Origin of the sequence: Paraburkholderia unamae, assembly GCF_003096875.1 — a bacterium.
GTDB lineage: Bacteria > Pseudomonadota > Gammaproteobacteria > Burkholderiales > Burkholderiaceae > Paraburkholderia > Paraburkholderia unamae.
In genome coordinates this window covers 72,757-88,252 of the sequence record NZ_QEOB01000008.1, presented here as the reverse complement: position 1 = coordinate 88,252, position 15,496 = coordinate 72,757, and the positions used below count along the sequence as shown (strand labels likewise).

Genomic DNA, 15,496 nt, shown 5'->3' with positions numbered 1-15,496 from the left:
CCCGTAACGCTCGCAGCGCCAGCCCTACGATCAGCCATTTTGATACCGGTATCATATTTTCGTCCAACCTGTTGGAAGATGAAGCATTCCTTTGGACGAACCCGCGCTTGCGGCCTACGATGCGACTCGCCACTCCCACTCTCGAAAGTCTTCCATGTCCACAGCTTCCGCCTATCTTCCGCACGATCTCGACTGCGCCCTGCTCGTCGGCCGCGTCTGGCGCCCCACCCCGGATGGTGACGGCCCCTGCGTCGTCGTCGTTCGCGGCGGCATGGTTTTCGACATCTCGCCTGTCGCGCCCACCACGGCCGACCTGTTCGAGCGCGACGATCTGCTCGATGTGATCCGCCATACGCCCGGCGAGCCGCTCGGCCCGGTCGGCGCGCTGATCGAGCACAGCCTCGCGGCCAGGCGCCCCGCCGATCGCCCCTCGCTGCTCGCGCCGTGCGACCTGCAAGCGATCAAGGCCTGCGGCGTGACGTTCGCGGTGAGCCTGCTGGAGCGCGTGATCGAAGAACAGGCGGGCGGCGACCCCGCCAAAGCGCAGGCCGTGCGCGCCGAAATCACCCAGCTCATCGGCACCGATCTTTCGAAGATCAAGCCCGGTTCCGAGGCCGCGAGCAAGCTGAAGGACGAACTTCAGCGCCGGGGCGCGTGGTCGCAATACATGGAAGTCGGCATCGGCCCGGACGCCGAGGTGTTCTCGAAGTCGCAGCCCATGTCCTCGGTCGGCTTCGGCGCCGATATCGGTCTGCATCCGGCCTCCGCATGGAACAACCCCGAGCCGGAAATCGTGCTCGCGGTCAACAGCCGGGGCGACGTGGTGGGCGCGACGCTCGGCAACGACGTCAATCTGCGCGACATCGAGGGCCGCTCCGCGCTGCTGCTCGGCAAGTGCAAGGACAACAACGGCTCCTGCGCCATCGGCCCGTTCATCCGCGTGTTCGACGACACGTTCACGCTCGACTCGGTTCGCGCCACGAGCGTGTCGCTGCGCGTGGAAGGCGCGGACGACGACTTCCTGCTCGAAGGCGTGAGCCATATGCAGGAAATCAGCCGCGACCCGCTCGATCTCGTTTCGCAGACATGGGGCCGCCACCATCAGTATCCCGACGGCTTCATGCTGTTCCTCGGCACGATGTTCTCGCCGATCAAGGACCGCGACGCGCCCGGCGGCGGCTTTACCCATCACCTCGGCGACCGGGTCACGATCAGCGCGCCGCCGCTCGGCGCCATCGTCAACACCGTGCGCCTGAGCACCGAAATCGAACCGTGGACGTTCGGCGTGCGAGCGCTGTATGCCAATCTGGCCGCGCGCGGTCTTTAATCTGGAGTGAATTCGCAATGCAAACAGACAACAACGTAGCGCCGTTCGCGCGCATCGACGAAGCCGCCGCCCTCGCGCACGAAGCCCAGGCGACTTACGGCGCGGCTTCGCGCGCGGTGCGCAGCGCCCTGCTGCGGGGCCTCGCCGACGCGCTCGAACGCGACGTCGCCCAGCTCGTCGCGATCGCCGATGAAGAAACCTCGCTCGGCGCGGCGCGTTTGAACGGCGAAGTCGCACGCACGGCGTTCCAGTTGCGCGGCTTTGCCGAGCGCGTGGACGCGGGCGTCGCCCATCGCCACGTCGACGACGCGGCTGTGCCCGGTGCGCCGCCCGCAGGCCGCCCGCATCTCACGCGCGTTCAGATCCCGCTCGGACCTGTCGCAATGTTTTCGGCGAGCAATTTCCCGTTCGCGTTCTCGGTGCTCGGCGGCGATACGGCGTCGGCGCTCGCAGCGGGTTGCGCGGTGATCGTCAAGCCGCACTCGGGCCACCCCGAACTCTCGCGCCGCGTGCATGCGCTGGCCGCGGCCGTGTTGCGCGAACAGGGCCTGCCGCAAGGCGTGATCGCGTTCGTCGATCAAGCGTCGCGCGAAGCGGCCGTGCATCTCGTGGGTCATGCCGATGTCGCGGCGGTGGCGTTCACGGGTTCGTACCAGGGCGGCGTGGCCCTGTGGCGCGCGGCCAATGCGCGCCGCCGGCCGATTCCGTTCTACGGCGAACTCGGCTCGATCAACCCGCTCGTGGTGCTCCCGCAAGCGCTCGCCGAAGGCGTCGACACGCCCGCCGCCACGCTTGCCGCGTCCATCACGGCGGGCTGCGGTCAGTTCTGCACGAGCCCCGGCTTGATCCTCGTTCGCGACGATGCCGACGGCGAACGTTTCGCGCAAGCGCTGGCCCAGGCCTTGTCCGCGCAGAAGCCCCATGCGATGCTCACGGCCGCCATGCGCCGTGGCTTCGAAAGCGCGAGCGCGCATGTCGCCGCACAAGCGGGCGTGCGCGTGCGTCTTGCCGCGCCCGAGCAAAACGAAGAAGCCGTCGCACCCGCGCCCCGTCTTTTCGAAACCGACGCGCAAACGTTCATCGCGAACGCGGCGCTTCATGAAGAGATGTTCGGACCCGCCGCATTGATCGTGAAGGTGCGCGACGAAGCGCAAACGCTCGACGTGCTGGGCGCCGTGGAAGGTTCGCTCACGGTCACGCTGTGGGGCGCGCAGGCCGATACGCCCGGGAATCGCGCGCTTGCCGCCGCTGCGCAACGCATCGCGGGGCGCGTGCTGTTCGGCAGCGTGCCGACCGGCGTCGCCGTGTGCGACGCGCAGCAACACGGCGGCCCGTGGCCCGCTTCGACGCAACCGCAAACCACCTCGGTGGGTTATGCCGCGATCGAGCGCTTCCTGCGCCCGGTTGCGTTGCAAGATGCGCCGCAGTGGGCGATCGACGCGACTAGCGGAACGGCTGAAGCGTAAGCGAGCCCGTCTTCGATAGACGTAGCGAAAAAAAGCGGAGACCGGATTTAAAACCCGGTCTCCGCTTTTTTGCATGTGGATGCGTCGCGGCGGTTGGCCCGGTGTTGCCAGGACAATCCGCTCAGGATCGCCGGGCGTCCCCCTGTTTCATCTCCGGCTTGCCATCGCAAGCCGGATCGCAAGCCCCGCGAACACCGTTCCAAGAAGATACTGCGCAAGCCTCGATTGACGCCGCCCTCCCATCAATCGGCGCATCACACGGCTCGCTCCCACGATCACCACGCCATTCACAACGAAACCGATCGCATTGAGCACGGTGGCCAGCATCAATATCTGCAAGGCGACGGAGCCGTCTTGCGGGCGCACGAATTGCGGAAAAAGCGCGAGCACGAACAAGGCCATCTTGGGATTGAGCAGATTCGTCAACAACCCTTGCCGGAAAATCCGTCCCAATGACTTTCGAGCGGATGTCGTCGCGGCCGATGCGATGGTTGCATTCGCCCGGAATGTTTTCCAGGCAAGGTAGAGCAGATACGCGGCGCCGGCGAAGCGAACCGCGTCGTAAGCGGCCGGCACGGCCAGAAACAACTCGGAGAGCCCAAACGCGGCCGCCATCGCGTGACAGTAGGTGCCCGCCTGAATGCCGGCCAGCGAGGCGAAGCCCGCGGCGCGCCCCTGGCTCACGCTCCTCGAAGCGATCAGCAGCATGTCCGGGCCGGGTGTCATCGTCAGAGCAAGGCAAGCGCCGGAAAAGAGCGCGAGCGTAGATAGACCGAGCATGGGAATCCCTTTTGTTGGCAAGGCACAAAAGGGATCTCAGTCTATTGAAGAGGCGCGGTCCGGTCAAACCGCGCAAGCCGGCCGCGCGCCGGCCTGCGCGCGCGAGGACGTCGCCCGCTCAAGCCACCGGCTTTGCAAGCGCAAATGCGTGCGGCCCGGCGTAGCCAAGCAGCGCCGACACGTCCGCCGCGCCGCGCGCGATCAGCGCCTTGAAGCGCTCCATGCCCGGCACGCCGCGGCTCACGGGCGTGCCCATCACGAGCGTCGCGATCACCGCACCCGGCTCGTCGCGTATCGGCGCGGCGAAGCCCATCACGTCGGCGGAGCTTTGCTCGACCGTGGCCGCCACGCCGGTTTGCGCCACGTCCTTGATGATGGCTTTCAGCTCGCGCGAGCGTGCGCGTGGCGGGCGTGTGCGCACGCAGGTCGGCCGTGCGCAGATACTCGGCCTGCTGCGCCTCGCTCATCGCCGCGAGCAGCACGCGCCCGCCCGATGACGAAAACAGTTCGCGCCGCTCGCCGATGCCCGCGATAAAACGGATCGCGCTGCGGCTTTCCGCCGACATCACATAGACCATGGAAGGCCGGTCGCTCGCGAGCTGGCCGATCAGGATCGTCTCCCCCGCCTCCAGCGCGAGGCGCTCCATCACGGGCCGCGCGATCTCGGGAAAACGCCGCTGGGCGACGATGGCCGCGCCAAGCTTGAACGCTTCCACGCCGAGCGCGTACTTGCCGCCGTTGTGCGCGAGGTAATGCGCGTGCGTGAGCGCGCGCAGCAGCGCGAGGAGGCTGGTTTTGGGCGTGGCGCTCAACTCCGCGAGCCCGGTAAGCGTGGCGCCTTGCGGGTGGTCGGCGAGTATGCGCAGGACCTGCGCGATACGCGTCGTGGCGCGCGGGCCGGGTGACGCTGTCGTGGCCTCGGTGCCCGGCTTACGGGCGCGATGGGCATCACCGCCGAGTTCGATCTCCAGCTCCATACGCGCCGGTCGCATGCGCAACGCTTGCAGTATGGATCGGAGTCCTATTGGGATGAGGTGGTCGGCACGCACGCCATCGACCGCTGGAGCAGCGTCGCCGCAGGCGTCGTCGGCATCTTCGACGCGCTCGACGAGGCGGCGACGGCCGCTTCGTGACCGGCGGTCACGCAAGCGCGACGCGCTTCACCACGACGTCGAGTAGCACGTTCGCGCCGTCGATGAGCTGATCGTCGTCCGTATGCTCGCGCGGGTTGTGGCTGATGCCGCCACGGCTCGGCACGAAGATCATGGCGGACGGCGCGATGCGCGCGATCATCTGGGCGTCGTGGCCCGCGCCCGAGGTCATGCGGCGATGCGAAAAGCCCAGCCGCGCCGCCGACGCCTCGATGACATCGAGCAGGGCCGCGTCGAACACCACCGGCTCGAAACGCACGAGGCGCTCGGTCTCGATCCTCACGCCCTCGCGCTGCGCCGACTCGACGAGAAAGTCCGCAAGACGCCGCTCCGCTTCTTGCAGGCGCGCTTCGTCGGGGTCGCGCAAATCCACCGTGAACACGGCCTTGCGAGGAATCACGTTGATCACGTTAGGCTCGATGTTCAGCATGCCGATGGTCGCGAGCGTCGTGCCGCTTTGCACCGCGAGTTCGCGCAGGAACGTCGCGACCGCGGCGGCCACCCAGCCGGCGTCGTGACGCAGATGCGTGGGCGTGGTGCCCGCATGGTTGGCGCTGCCCTGCACGGTCACGCGCTGCCACGAAATGCCTTGCAGATTCTCGACCACGCCAATGCGCACGTTCTCCGCTTCGAGTATCGGCCCCTGCTCGATATGCAGTTCGACGTACTCGTGCGGCAAGATCGCCCCCGGCTCCATGTCGCCCGCGTAACCAATGCGCGCGAGTTCGTCGCCAAGACGCGTGCCGTCGATGCCGCGCGTCGCCAGCGCCTCGTCCACGGCGAGGCCGCCCGCGTAGACGAGCGAGCCCATCATGTCGGGCTGGTAGCGCACGCCCTCTTCGTTCGTGAAAGCGCCAACGGTAATGGCGCGGCGCGGCTTGACTCCGGCCTCGCGAAAGGCGCGCACCACGGCGAGACCGGCCAGCACGCCGTAGCAACCGTCCAGCGCACCGGCGTTGCGTACCGTGTCGATGTGCGAGCCGAGCATGAGCGGGCGGTGCGCGCGGTCGTCAGCATCCTGCGTGTCGGCGCGCAAGGTGCCGAACACATTGCCGATGCGATCGATCGTCACGTCGAGATCGAGTTCGCGCATCCAGGCGACTACGCGGTCGCGGCCGGCCTTTTCGTCGTCGCTCAGCGCAATACGCGTGCGGCCACCCGCATCGGGGTCCGCGCCGATCTCGCCTAGCTCGCGCAGTTGCCGCAGCAGCCGCTCGCCGTTCAGTTTGAGTGTCGTATGGGTGGTCATGGGCGCTCCGCCGTTGCGAGGCGCGGCAATTCCAGCCGAGCGATTTCAGCGAAGTAGCGCGCGCCGGTCATCAGGATGTCGTCGTTGAAGTCATAGCTCGCGTTATGCAGCGCGATGCCGCCGCGCTCCGGCGTTTCGCCGTTGCCGATAAAGCTGAAGTTGCCCGGCACCACCTGCAAGAACGCGCCGAAGTCCTCGGAGATCATCATCGGCACCACGTTGGCGTCGACATTCGACTCGCCCGCCACGTTGCGCGCCGCCTGAACCGCAACGCCGACGAACGCCTCCGAATTGACCGTGGGCGCGAACTCGTGCGTGTATTCGAATTGGCACTGCGCGCCGTGCGTGCGGCAAATGCCCTCGCTCACCTCGCGCATGCGGGTTTCGAGCAGCGCCTGCACGTCCTTCGAATAGCTGCGCGTGTCGCCCTTGATGACGACGTTCGACGGCGTGGCGTTGCGAATGCCGTCCGTGATGAACTCCGTACACGAGATCACGGCTTGCAGGCTCGGGTCGAGATTGCGCGAGACGATGGTTTGCAGCGCGAGCACGATTTGCGAGCCGATCACGATGGGATCGACGCCCATATGCGGGCGCGCGGCATGGGCTCCTCGCCCCTTGATATGGATGACGAAATTATCTTCGCTGGCCATGATGCCGCCCGCGCGCGTGGCGAACGAGCCGGCCGGCATGCCCGGCATGTTGTGCGCGCCGAAAATCGCGTCCACGGGAAAGCGTTCGAACAAGCCGTCGGCCATCATCGCTTTCGCGCCGCGGCCATGCTCCTCGGCGGGCTGAAAAATAAACCGCACCGTGCCGTTGAAGTCGCGCCGCTCGGCGAGCAGGCGCGCGGCGCCCAGGATCATCGACATATGGCCGTCGTGCCCGCACGCGTGCATCTTCCCCGCGATCAGCGAAGCGTGGGCGCGGCCCGGCGCATGCTCCGCGATATTCAAGGCGTCCATGTCGGCGCGCAGGCCGATGGCGCGCTTGCCGTCTCCCACCTTGAGGCTCGCCACGAGCCCGGTGCCGCCTATGCCGCGATGCACCTCCAGCCCCAAGGTTTCGAGTATCTTCGCCACGTAGTCGGACGTATTGACCTCCTCGAAGCCGGTTTCGGGGCGCTGGTGGAGATACTGGCGCCAGCTTTTGAGCTGGCCTTGCAGTGTGCTTTCCATGCGGTTGTCCTTTTCTGTGCTCGCCGTTCGCATCCGTTCGATTACCGCGTGAGTTGTCCGAGCCACGCGTCGCGACGCGCCGCCACATCCTCCGCGGGCACGCCCACGAGCTGCGCGTACACGCCCGGCGCCGTGGCGCCTTCCGTGCTGATGAGCAACACGCGCGCGTTGGCGTCGAGACCGACCGCGCGCGCGAGTTCGGGCTCGCGCATCAGCCGCGCGAGGCCCGCCAGGCCCGCCGCGCCCGATTCGCCGGACACGACAGGCACGTCGTTGTCCGCGCCCGCCGCGAGTCTGCGCATCGCTTCAACGGCTTCGTCATCGTCGATCAGCAGGAAGTCGTCCACGCAGGGCTCGAGAATTTTCCACGCGAGCGGCGACGCTTCTCCGCACGCAAGGCCCGCCATGACGGAATCGACCGAACCCGTGGCCTTCGCCGCCTGACCGGCGATGGCGCTTTGATAGAGACAATCGGCCTGACGCGGTTCGACCACGATGAAGCGCGGGCGCGCCACGCCATCATGCTCCCAGAGATAACTGGCCACACCGGCCGCGAGGCCGCCCACGCCGCCCTGGAGGAAAACGTGCGTCCACGCCGCGTCGCGCGATTGCTCGATGATTTCCGCCGCAATCGTCCCATATCCTTGCATGACGTCGCGCGGAATCGCTTCATAGCCTTCGTATGACGTATCGGAGACGACGTGCCAGCCGTTCGTCTTCGCGAGTTGCGCCGCGTGCTCGACCGACTCGTCGTAGTTCCCCGCAATGCGCACGATGCGCGCGCCGTAGGCGGCGATTGCCGCCTCACGCTCGGCGCTGACGTTCGCATGCAGCACGATCACGCAGTGGCAGCCGATGGCACGCGCCGCCGCGGCGAGCGCCTTGCCGTGATTGCCGTCGGTCGCGCTGATGACCGTGAGGTTCGCGACCATTTCCGCGTAACGGCCCTCGATCAACGCCCGGGCGTCGATATCGTGCATGGGCCACAGGCGCATGACGAGGCGCATCAGCGCGATGGGCGCGCCAAGCGCCTTGAAGCTGCCCAGAGGAGAACGAAGCGATTCGTCCTTCAAGCCCACGCGGGCAACGCCCAGTTGCGCGGCCAGCCCGCCCAGTTCCCAGAGCGGGGTCGGCTCGGGGCTGATGAGATTCCAGCCGGCCAGCCATGCGCGGCTTTCGTCGCCGGACTTCATGTTGAGGATGCCGCGCAGCGTCTCGGGGTACGGACTGCGCGTGGCGCGAGGATTGGCGATCAGCATGCGTAAGGGCTCCGGTGGGCTTGCGATATCGAAATGATATTGCGCAGACCCCGCGAAAAAGTCTCATAATGCGAGCGCTGCACGCAAAAAAATATCGACTTTCAGGCTCCCGTGTAAATGGAAATGGCGACACATCTCGATTCGTTCGACCGCAAGCTCCTGATGGAAGTGCAGCGCGACGCCCAGACCCCGCAGAACGAACTCGGCGTGCGCGTGAACCTCTCCACCGCCGCCGTGAACCGCCGTCTGCGTCGCCTCGCCGACGAGGGCGTGATCGACCGTTACGCGGCCATCGTGTCGCCCGAAAAGGTCGATCACCCCATTACGATCGTGGCCAACGTCGAGGTGGAGAGCGAGCAGATCGATCTGCTCGACGCCATGAAGCGCACGTTCGCGCGCTGCCCGCAGGTCCAGCAGTGCTACTACGTGGCGGGCGAGTGGGATTTCGTGCTGATTCTCGCGGTGCGCAACATGGACCAGTACACCGAACTCACGCGCGAACTGTTCTTTTCGAACAATAACGTGAAGCGGTTCAAGACTCTCGTGAGCATGAGCCGCGTGAAGGTCGGGCTCGAAGTGCCGCTCGATGCGGGCGACGCATAACCGGTGTGGATGCAAAAATCCATCGTTTTGCGCGCGCTTTCCGATAATTTTTATCGCGCCGCTATGCGAGGATCGGACATGACGCCTTGCCAGGCCCACGATTCAAAACAAGGAGCGACGCCCCATGAGCAGCAACACGCCACATCACGCGGGAATGACGGGAGACGACGCGCTATTCCACGATCCGGCGATCGTGCCTTTGCGCGCGGACCTCGCGCTCGCCCTGCGCGCCGCCGCGCATTTCGGGCTCGGTGAAGGGGTCTGCAACCACTTCAGCGTGGCGTTGCCCGGCGAAGCGGGGCGCTTTCTGCTGAACCCGCGCGGCCTGATGTGGAGCGAGGTGAAGGCCGACGACATCGTGATCGTCGACGCCGAGGGGCGCATGATCGCGGGGCGTCACGAAGTCGAGCCCACGGCGATGTTCATCCATGCCGCCATCCACCGCATCGCGAACAAGCAGTGCGTGCTGCATACCCACATGCCCTACGCCACCGCGCTCACGCTCACGGAAGATTGCGGGCTCGATACGACCTTGTCGCAGAACGCCATGCGCTATCACGGCCGCATTGCGCTGGACCGCGACTATAACGGCCTGGCGCTCGGTCCCGAGGAAGGCGAGCGCATCGCGCACGCGCTGGGCGGCAAGGATATCGGCTTTCTCGGCAATCACGGCGTCGTGGTGTGCGGCGAGCGCATCGATTACGCGTTCGACGACCTCTATTACCTGGAGCGCGCCTGCGCGACGCAGGTGCTCGCGCTTTCCACGGGGCGCGCGTTGCGGCCCGTGGCCGCCGGGCTGGCGCAACGGGTGGCCAGTCAGGTTCAGGGCGAGCGGCTTCAGTCGGAATTGTTCTTCACCGCGTTGAGGAGAACGTTGATTCACCCGTGATTCAACCGTGAAGGCGGCGCATCACGGACGGGGCCGCCGCGCCCCGTCGCAAGAGGCCCACGCGTTCGCCGCTACTTCCCCTGCCACACCGCCTTGCGCTTTTCCGCAAACGCGGCCGCGCCCTCCCGCGCGTCGGCCGATGCGAACACCGGGTCCGTGATCTCGCGCTGGCGCGTGAACATCTCGGCGCTCGTCCAGTCGCGCGACTCGCGCATCACACGCTTGCTCGCGGCCACCGCGAGCGGCCCGTTCGCGACGATCTTTTGCGCGAGTTCGAGCGCCCCGGCCAGCGCCTCGCCCGGCGGCGTGAGGCGGTTGACGAGGCCGAATTCGTAGGCCCGTTGCGCGCCGAACATGTCGCCGGTGAGCACGAGTTCCATGGCGATGCGCTCGGGCAACTGCTGTTGCAGGCGCAACAATCCGCCGGCGGCCGCGCACAGGCCGCGCTTCACTTCGGGCAGGCCGAACTGTGCGTTGTTCGCAGCCACGACGAGATCGCTCGCCAGCGCGAGTTCGAAGCCGCCCGCCAGCGCATAGCCCTCCACCGCCGCAATCAGCGGCTTGCCCGGCGGCGCTTCCGTGATCCCAGCGAAGCCGCGGCCCGGCAGGCTCGGCCGCTCGCCCTTGAGAAAGCCCTTCAGGTCCATCCCCGCGCAAAACGTGCCGCCCGCGCCGGTGATGATGGCGAGGCGCAGATCGTCGCGCCGCGCCAGTTCGTCGAGGGCCGCGGCAATCGCCTCGGCCACCGCTTTCGTGCAGGCGTTGCGCGCCTCGGGGCGGTTGATCGTGAGAATCTGAATACCGTCGCGGTATTCGATCAGCAATTCGTCGCTCATCGTCGGCCTCGCTTTAGCGCGGTTGCATGCGAATCGCGCCGTCCAGACGGATCGTTTCGCCGTTGAGCATCGGGTTCTCCAGAATGTGCAGCGCGAGCGCGGCGAATTCGTCGGCTTCGCCCAGACGCGGCGGAAACGGCACCATGCGGCCCAGCGAATCGCGAATCTCCTCGGGCAGACGCGCGAGCAGCGGCGTGTCGAACAGGCCCGGCGCGATCGTGCAGACACGGATGCCCTTGCTTGCGAGATCGCGCGCGGCCACGAGCGTCATGCCGACCACGCCGGCTTTGGACGACGCATACGGCACCTGCCCGATCTGCCCTTCGTACGCGGCCACCGACGCCGTGAGCACGCACGCGCCGCGCTCGCCGCCCGCGTCGGGCTCGTTGCGCGCCATCGCCGCCGCCGCGAGTCGCAACGCGTTGAAGGTGCCGATAAGATTCACGCGCACCACGTTTTCGTAGGCTTCGAGCGAACCCGGCGAGCCGTCTTTCTCGATCAGGCGCACCGCGCCGCCGCGCCCCGCGCAATGCACGAGCGAGCGCAGCGTGCCGCGCTTCGTGGCCGCTTCGAAGACGGCGTTCATGTCGTCGGCGCTCGTCACGTCGGCGGGCACGAAGCTCGCCTGCGCGCCCAGTTCGTCAGCCACGGCCGCACCGCGCGAACTGGCGAGGTCGGCGATCACCACCTGCGCGCCCTTCGCGAGCAAACGCTTCGCGCTCGCGAGGCCGAGCCCCGAAGCGCCGCCCGTCACCACCGCCACCGTGCCTGCAAATTTGTTCTGTTCGTTCATGAGTCGTTTCTCCTTCGTTGTTCGGGGTTGCGCGTCAGAGGCGCTCGATGAGCGTTGCGTTGGCCATGCCGCCCGCTTCGCACATCGTCTGCAAGCCGTAGCGGCCGCCGCTCAATTCCAGCGAATTGAGCATCGTGGTCATGAGGCGCGCGCCCGAAGCGCCGAGCGGATGCCCGAGCGCAATCGCGCCGCCCGCCGGGTTCAGGCGCGCGGCGTCCGCGCCCAGCGACTTTTGCCACGCGAGCGGGACCGCGGCGAACGCCTCGTTCACTTCGAAGTGCGAAATGTCGCCCACGGTAAGGCCACGCTTTTTCAGCAGGCGTTGCGTGGCGGGAATCGGCGCGGTGAGCATCATGAGCGGATCGTCGCCGCACACGTCGAACGCCACGATGCGCGCGCGCGGCTTCAGGCCCAACTGGGCCGCTTTCTGCTCGCTCATGATGAGCAGCGCCGACGCGCCATCGGCGATCTGCGAGGCGTTGCCCGCGGTCACGTTCCACTGGATGCCGGGAAAGCGCTCGGCCAGCTCCGCGCTCTCGAACGAGGGCGCGAGGCCCGCGAGGCGTTCGGCCGTCGTGCCCGCGCGGATGGTTTCGTCGGTGTCCACGCGGCGCACGCCCTCCGCGCCCGGCACGTCGATCGCCACGATCTCGCGCGCAAACTGCCCGGCCGCGCGCGCGGCGTCGGCGCGGCGGTGCGATTCGGCCGAGTAGGCGTCCAGTTCCGCGCGCGTGAGCGCCCACTTTTGCGCGACGAGGTCGGCGCTCACGCCCTGCCCGACCATACCCTCGGGGTAGCGCGCGTGGTAGAGCGCGCCATACGGGTCGCGGCCAATGCGCGACGAACCCATCGGCACGCGGCTCATCGACTCCACGCCGCCCGCCACGACGATATCGTTCACGCCCGCCATGATCGCCTGCGCCGCGAAATGGATGGCCTGCTGGCTCGAGCCGCACTTGCGCTCGATGGTGGTGGACGGCACGTGCTGCGGAAAACCGGCCGCGAGCCACGCGAGGCGGCCGGGCGTGGAGGCCTGCTCGCCCACCTGGCTCACGCAGCCGATCATGACGTCGTCCACGCTGCCGGGGTCGAGGTCGTTGCGGACAATCAACTGCTTGAGGACCTGCGAGAGCAGATCGACGGGATGAAGCTCGACGAAAGCACCGCCAGCCTTGGTCCGGCCCATCGGGCTGCGCACTGCGTCGACGATTACCGCGCTGTTGGTCATGGTTCTCTCAACGTTGGGAAGTGATAGGAAAAATGGATCCGACGACTCAAAATACACCACGCCGGCTCACTATTTCAATAGAGGTAAACATATTTTGAGTCTGTTGAATCATTTTTGTTGATTTCTCGTTCGCAATCCGCAACACTGATTGCACTGCATGAACCTGAGAGATCAAAAAAGGAGACACGAGCGCGCCCCAACCGGCCGCGCCGCATCGCGGAAGCGAAAAAATGAGCCAGGCGTCTTAAAAAATTGTTCCAGCGCGCAGGTGAAAGCTAGAATCCGGGGTTTGCCGCGAGCCGCACCGGCGCGCCGCGCCCTTACCCCGACGAAGGACCCGAAATGAACGATCAGGCCATCTCCCGCACCGACGACGCCGCCGACTCGCAGCTAGTGAGCGCGCTCGCGCGCGGCATCCGGATCCTGCAATGCTTTTCGATGGGCGATGCGGAGCTTTCGGCGCGCGATCTGGTCGAGCGCACCGGCTTGCCCAAGCCCACGGCGCTGCGGCTCATCAACACGCTCGCGGAGTTCGGCCTGCTGCGCTATTCGGAGCGCATCTCGAAGTACGTGCTCGGCACGGAGATGCTGAGCCTCGCGGCCCCGGCGCTGGGCCGCATGACGATCCGGCAGATCGCGCGGCCGATGATGCAGGAACTGGCCGACTACTGCCACGGCCAGGTCACGCTCGCGGTGGGCTACCGCCTGAACATGGCGTACGCCGAGGTGATCCAGGGCGAGGGCAGCGCCGTGTACCGCTCGGAAACGGGCACGCGGCTCTCGCTCTCGCGCACGGCTTCGGGCCGCGCGTATCTGTGGACCGTGCCCGGCGAGCAACGCGAGCAGTACTTGCAGGAGACGCTCACGCGCGACCCGGCCAAGGGCGAGTTGCTCGCGCAGCGCCTCGCGCAAGCGCAGCAGGAATTGCGCGCGCACGGCTGCACGATCTCGCACGGCGACATGCAACGCGAAATTCATTCGGTGGCGATTCCGTTGTCCGCCCCGATCGATGACGAGTATTGGGTTTTTAGCTGTTCGATTGCAGTTTTCAATATCAGCGGCAACCAGTTGACCGACGACATCGCTCCCCGGCTGATGTCGCTCGTCAGGCGCGTGGAGGCAGCGCTCGGCAGCATGACTGGAGCCGCGCATGACATGGAGACGAGACCGTGGAGCGTGTCCGCGAACTAGCCGTAGAAGCACCCACACGGGAAGCCCTGCGCTTTCCCGCACTCAACGAAGTCATCACTTACGCCGAGCTGAACGAACGCGCGGACCGCATCGCGCACTGGCTCATCGGCCTCGGGCTGCAACCCGGCGACGGCATTGCGCTGCTGTTCGAGAATCATCCCGCGCTGGCCGTCATCGCCATCGGCGCCGAGCGCGCCGGCCTCTACTACACCCCCATCAGCATCCAGTTGAAGCCGCGCGAAGTCGCGCACGTCCTCAAGGACTGCGGCGCGCGCGTGCTGATCGTCTCGCAGGCCCTGAGCGAGCTGGCCGCGGCGCTCGTGGCCGAAGGCGCGGCGCAAGGCGTGGCCGGTTTCCTTTGCGGCGCGAGCGCCGCGCTGCCCGGCTTCGCCTCGCTCGAAGCGGCGCTCGCGGACATCGACGGCCGCGCGCCGTTGCCGCCACGGCCGCGCGGGCGCGACTTCCTCTATTCGTCGGGCACGACCGGGCTGCCCAAAGGCATCCGCAAACCGCTCGTGCCGTTCGAGCAGCGCGACGACGACGACACCGAAACGGCCTCGTGGCGCAAGACCTTCGGCTTCGACGCCGACTCCATCTACCTGAGCACCGCACCGCTCTACCACGCCGCGCCGCTGCGCTACCTGATCCGCATGCTGCACACGGGCGGGCGCGCCATCGTGCTGCAAAAGTTCGACGCCGAGTCCGCCCTCGACGCGCTCGCGCGCCATCGCGTCACGCACAGCCAGTGGGTGCCGACCATGTTCATCCGCCTGCTGAACCTGCCCGAGGCGACGCGCGCGCGTTACGACGTGAGCAGCCTGCGCGTGGCCATCCACGCCGCCGCGCCCTGCCCGCCGCACATCAAGGAGCAGATGATCGCGTGGTTCGGCCCGGTGATCTACGAGTATTACGCGGGCTCGGAAAGCGTGGGGCTCACGGCGATCGGCTCCGAGGAATGGCTCACGCATCGCGGTTCGGTGGGTCGCTCGAAATACGGCCAACTGCATATCATCGACGATGAGGATAACGAACTGCCCGTGGGCGAAATCGGCCGCGTGTTCTTCGAGGGCGGCCCCGTGTTCGAGTACCACAACGACCCGGTGAAAACCCGCAGCGTGTACAACCGCCACGGCTGGGCCACCTATGGCGATATCGGCCATGTCGACGCCGAGGGCTACCTGTACCTGAGCGACCGGCGCGCGGACCTCATCATCAGCGGCGGCGTGAACGTCTATCCGCAGGAGATCGAGAACGTGCTCGCCGAGCACCCGGCCGTGGCCGACGCGGCCGTGATCGGCGTGCCGCATCCCGAATTCGGCGAGACCGTGATGGCGATCGTGCAGCCGCGCGAGCGCGACAGCGCAAGCCCGCAACTCGCGGAGGAACTCATCGCCTTCTGCCGCGAGCGGCTCTCGCATATCAAGGTGCCGCGCGCCGTGGATTTCGAAGAGGCGCTGCCCCGCCACGACAACGGCAAGCTGCTGCGGCGCATTCTCAAGGAACGCTACCGCCAGCCGGCAGTGTGAATCGCATAACGAAGTCATAG

15 protein-coding genes are annotated in these 15,496 nt (G+C 66.9%); 7 read left to right on the top strand and 8 right to left on the bottom strand.

Features of this window, described 5'->3' with window-relative positions:
- Nucleotides 1–154: 154 nt before the first annotated feature.
- Nucleotides 155–1,327, top strand: a complete 1,173-nt coding sequence (locus C7402_RS17905; RefSeq protein WP_116611499.1) for a fumarylacetoacetate hydrolase family protein — start codon at nucleotides 155–157, stop codon at nucleotides 1,325–1,327.
- Between the two features lie 17 nt (nucleotides 1,328–1,344).
- Complete coding sequence (locus tag C7402_RS17900) at nucleotides 1,345–2,793, top strand: aldehyde dehydrogenase (NADP(+)) (protein ID WP_116611498.1); 1,449 nt, start codon at nucleotides 1,345–1,347, stop codon at nucleotides 2,791–2,793.
- A gap of 147 nt (nucleotides 2,794–2,940) precedes the next feature.
- Here the strand turns inward: C7402_RS17900 and C7402_RS17895 are convergent, their stop codons facing one another.
- Nucleotides 2,941–3,573 (bottom strand): LysE family translocator, encoded by a 633-nt coding sequence (locus C7402_RS17895; protein ID WP_116611497.1) that lies wholly within the window; start codon nucleotides 3,571–3,573, stop codon nucleotides 2,941–2,943.
- Nucleotides 3,574–3,614: 41 nt separating this feature from the next.
- Nucleotides 3,615–4,550 (bottom strand): IclR family transcriptional regulator, encoded by a 936-nt coding sequence (locus C7402_RS17890; RefSeq protein ID WP_244314870.1) that lies wholly within the window; start codon nucleotides 4,548–4,550, stop codon nucleotides 3,615–3,617.
- A gap of 24 nt (nucleotides 4,551–4,574) precedes the next feature.
- On the opposite strand from C7402_RS17890, the gene C7402_RS48185 reads away from it, so the two are divergent.
- Nucleotides 4,575–4,706 (top strand): hypothetical protein, encoded by a 132-nt coding sequence (locus C7402_RS48185; RefSeq protein WP_341869249.1) that lies wholly within the window; start codon nucleotides 4,575–4,577, stop codon nucleotides 4,704–4,706.
- Between the two features lie 7 nt (nucleotides 4,707–4,713).
- On the opposite strand, the gene C7402_RS17885 is transcribed toward C7402_RS48185, so the two are convergent.
- The 3 genes from C7402_RS17885 to C7402_RS17875 are packed head-to-tail and all read right to left on the bottom strand — an operon-like array spanning nucleotide 4,714 to nucleotide 8,410.
- A complete protein-coding gene (locus C7402_RS17885; protein ID WP_116611496.1) occupies nucleotides 4,714–5,973 on the bottom strand; it encodes a Zn-dependent hydrolase in 1,260 nt (419 codons plus the stop codon).
- On the bottom strand, nucleotides 5,970–7,151 hold the full coding sequence (locus C7402_RS17880; RefSeq protein ID WP_116611692.1) for a M20 aminoacylase family protein: 1,182 nt from the start codon (nucleotides 7,149–7,151) through the stop codon (nucleotides 5,970–5,972). The genes C7402_RS17885 and C7402_RS17880 overlap by 4 nt, the downstream gene beginning before the upstream one ends.
- Before the next feature lie 41 nt (nucleotides 7,152–7,192).
- Nucleotides 7,193–8,410 (bottom strand): diaminopropionate ammonia-lyase, encoded by a 1,218-nt coding sequence (locus C7402_RS17875; RefSeq protein WP_116611495.1) that lies wholly within the window; start codon nucleotides 8,408–8,410, stop codon nucleotides 7,193–7,195.
- A 123-nt stretch (nucleotides 8,411–8,533) separates the two neighbouring features.
- Here C7402_RS17875 and C7402_RS17870 point away from each other — a divergent pair, with 123 nt between their 5' ends.
- Together C7402_RS17870 and C7402_RS17865 are read left to right on the top strand one after the other, a co-directional pair.
- Nucleotides 8,534–9,013, top strand: coding sequence for an Lrp/AsnC family transcriptional regulator (locus tag C7402_RS17870; RefSeq protein ID WP_116611494.1), 480 nt, complete (start codon nucleotides 8,534–8,536; stop codon nucleotides 9,011–9,013).
- Between the two features lie 154 nt (nucleotides 9,014–9,167).
- Nucleotides 9,168–9,902: an aldolase gene (locus C7402_RS17865; protein ID WP_116611691.1), complete on the top strand. Its 735-nt coding sequence runs from the start codon at nucleotides 9,168–9,170 to the stop codon at nucleotides 9,900–9,902.
- A 71-nt stretch (nucleotides 9,903–9,973) separates the two neighbouring features.
- Here the strand turns inward: C7402_RS17865 and C7402_RS17860 are convergent, their stop codons facing one another.
- The 3 genes from C7402_RS17860 to C7402_RS17850 are packed head-to-tail and all read right to left on the bottom strand — an operon-like array spanning nucleotide 9,974 to nucleotide 12,759.
- Nucleotides 9,974–10,738, bottom strand: a complete 765-nt coding sequence (locus C7402_RS17860) for a crotonase/enoyl-CoA hydratase family protein (protein WP_112177296.1) — start codon at nucleotides 10,736–10,738, stop codon at nucleotides 9,974–9,976.
- A 13-nt stretch (nucleotides 10,739–10,751) separates the two neighbouring features.
- Nucleotides 10,752–11,531 (bottom strand): SDR family NAD(P)-dependent oxidoreductase, encoded by a 780-nt coding sequence (locus tag C7402_RS17855; RefSeq protein ID WP_116611493.1) that lies wholly within the window; start codon nucleotides 11,529–11,531, stop codon nucleotides 10,752–10,754.
- A gap of 34 nt (nucleotides 11,532–11,565) precedes the next feature.
- On the bottom strand, nucleotides 11,566–12,759 hold the full coding sequence (locus C7402_RS17850; protein WP_116611492.1) for a thiolase family protein: 1,194 nt from the start codon (nucleotides 12,757–12,759) through the stop codon (nucleotides 11,566–11,568).
- Between the two features lie 342 nt (nucleotides 12,760–13,101).
- Between C7402_RS17850 and C7402_RS17845 the strand changes: the two genes are divergently transcribed.
- Both C7402_RS17845 and C7402_RS17840 read left to right on the top strand, forming a co-directional pair.
- Complete coding sequence (locus tag C7402_RS17845; protein ID WP_112177299.1) at nucleotides 13,102–13,950, top strand: IclR family transcriptional regulator; 849 nt, start codon at nucleotides 13,102–13,104, stop codon at nucleotides 13,948–13,950.
- Nucleotides 13,929–15,476: an AMP-binding protein gene (locus C7402_RS17840; protein ID WP_116611491.1), complete on the top strand. Its 1,548-nt coding sequence runs from the start codon at nucleotides 13,929–13,931 to the stop codon at nucleotides 15,474–15,476. Before C7402_RS17845 ends, C7402_RS17840 begins: the two co-directional genes overlap by 22 nt.
- Nucleotides 15,477–15,496 lie beyond the last annotated feature (20 nt).

Excerpts from the sequence above, each read along its gene's own strand:
- C7402_RS17890 (WP_244314870.1), bottom strand. The coding sequence starts at position 4,550 with ATGGAGCTGGAGATCGAACTCGGCGGTGATGCCCATCGCGCCCGTAAG.
- C7402_RS17875 (WP_116611495.1), bottom strand. The coding sequence starts at position 8,410 with ATGCTGATCGCCAATCCTCGCGCCACGCGCAGTCCGTACCCCGAGACG.
- C7402_RS17850 (WP_116611492.1), bottom strand. The coding sequence starts at position 12,759 with ATGACCAACAGCGCGGTAATCGTCGACGCAGTGCGCAGCCCGATGGGC.
- C7402_RS17865 (WP_116611691.1), top strand. The coding sequence starts at position 9,168 with ATGACGGGAGACGACGCGCTATTCCACGATCCGGCGATCGTGCCTTTG.
- C7402_RS17905 (WP_116611499.1), top strand. The coding sequence starts at position 155 with ATGTCCACAGCTTCCGCCTATCTTCCGCACGATCTCGACTGCGCCCTG.
- C7402_RS17855 (WP_116611493.1), bottom strand. The coding sequence starts at position 11,531 with ATGAACGAACAGAACAAATTTGCAGGCACGGTGGCGGTGGTGACGGGC.
- C7402_RS17845 (WP_112177299.1), top strand. The coding sequence starts at position 13,102 with ATGAACGATCAGGCCATCTCCCGCACCGACGACGCCGCCGACTCGCAG.
- C7402_RS17885 (WP_116611496.1), bottom strand. The coding sequence starts at position 5,973 with ATGACCACCCATACGACACTCAAACTGAACGGCGAGCGGCTGCTGCGG.
- C7402_RS17895 (WP_116611497.1), bottom strand. The coding sequence starts at position 3,573 with ATGCTCGGTCTATCTACGCTCGCGCTCTTTTCCGGCGCTTGCCTTGCT.
- C7402_RS17870 (WP_116611494.1), top strand. The coding sequence starts at position 8,534 with ATGGCGACACATCTCGATTCGTTCGACCGCAAGCTCCTGATGGAAGTG.
- C7402_RS17900 (WP_116611498.1), top strand. The coding sequence starts at position 1,345 with ATGCAAACAGACAACAACGTAGCGCCGTTCGCGCGCATCGACGAAGCC.
- C7402_RS17880 (WP_116611692.1), bottom strand. The coding sequence starts at position 7,151 with ATGGAAAGCACACTGCAAGGCCAGCTCAAAAGCTGGCGCCAGTATCTC.
- C7402_RS17860 (WP_112177296.1), bottom strand. The coding sequence starts at position 10,738 with ATGAGCGACGAATTGCTGATCGAATACCGCGACGGTATTCAGATTCTC.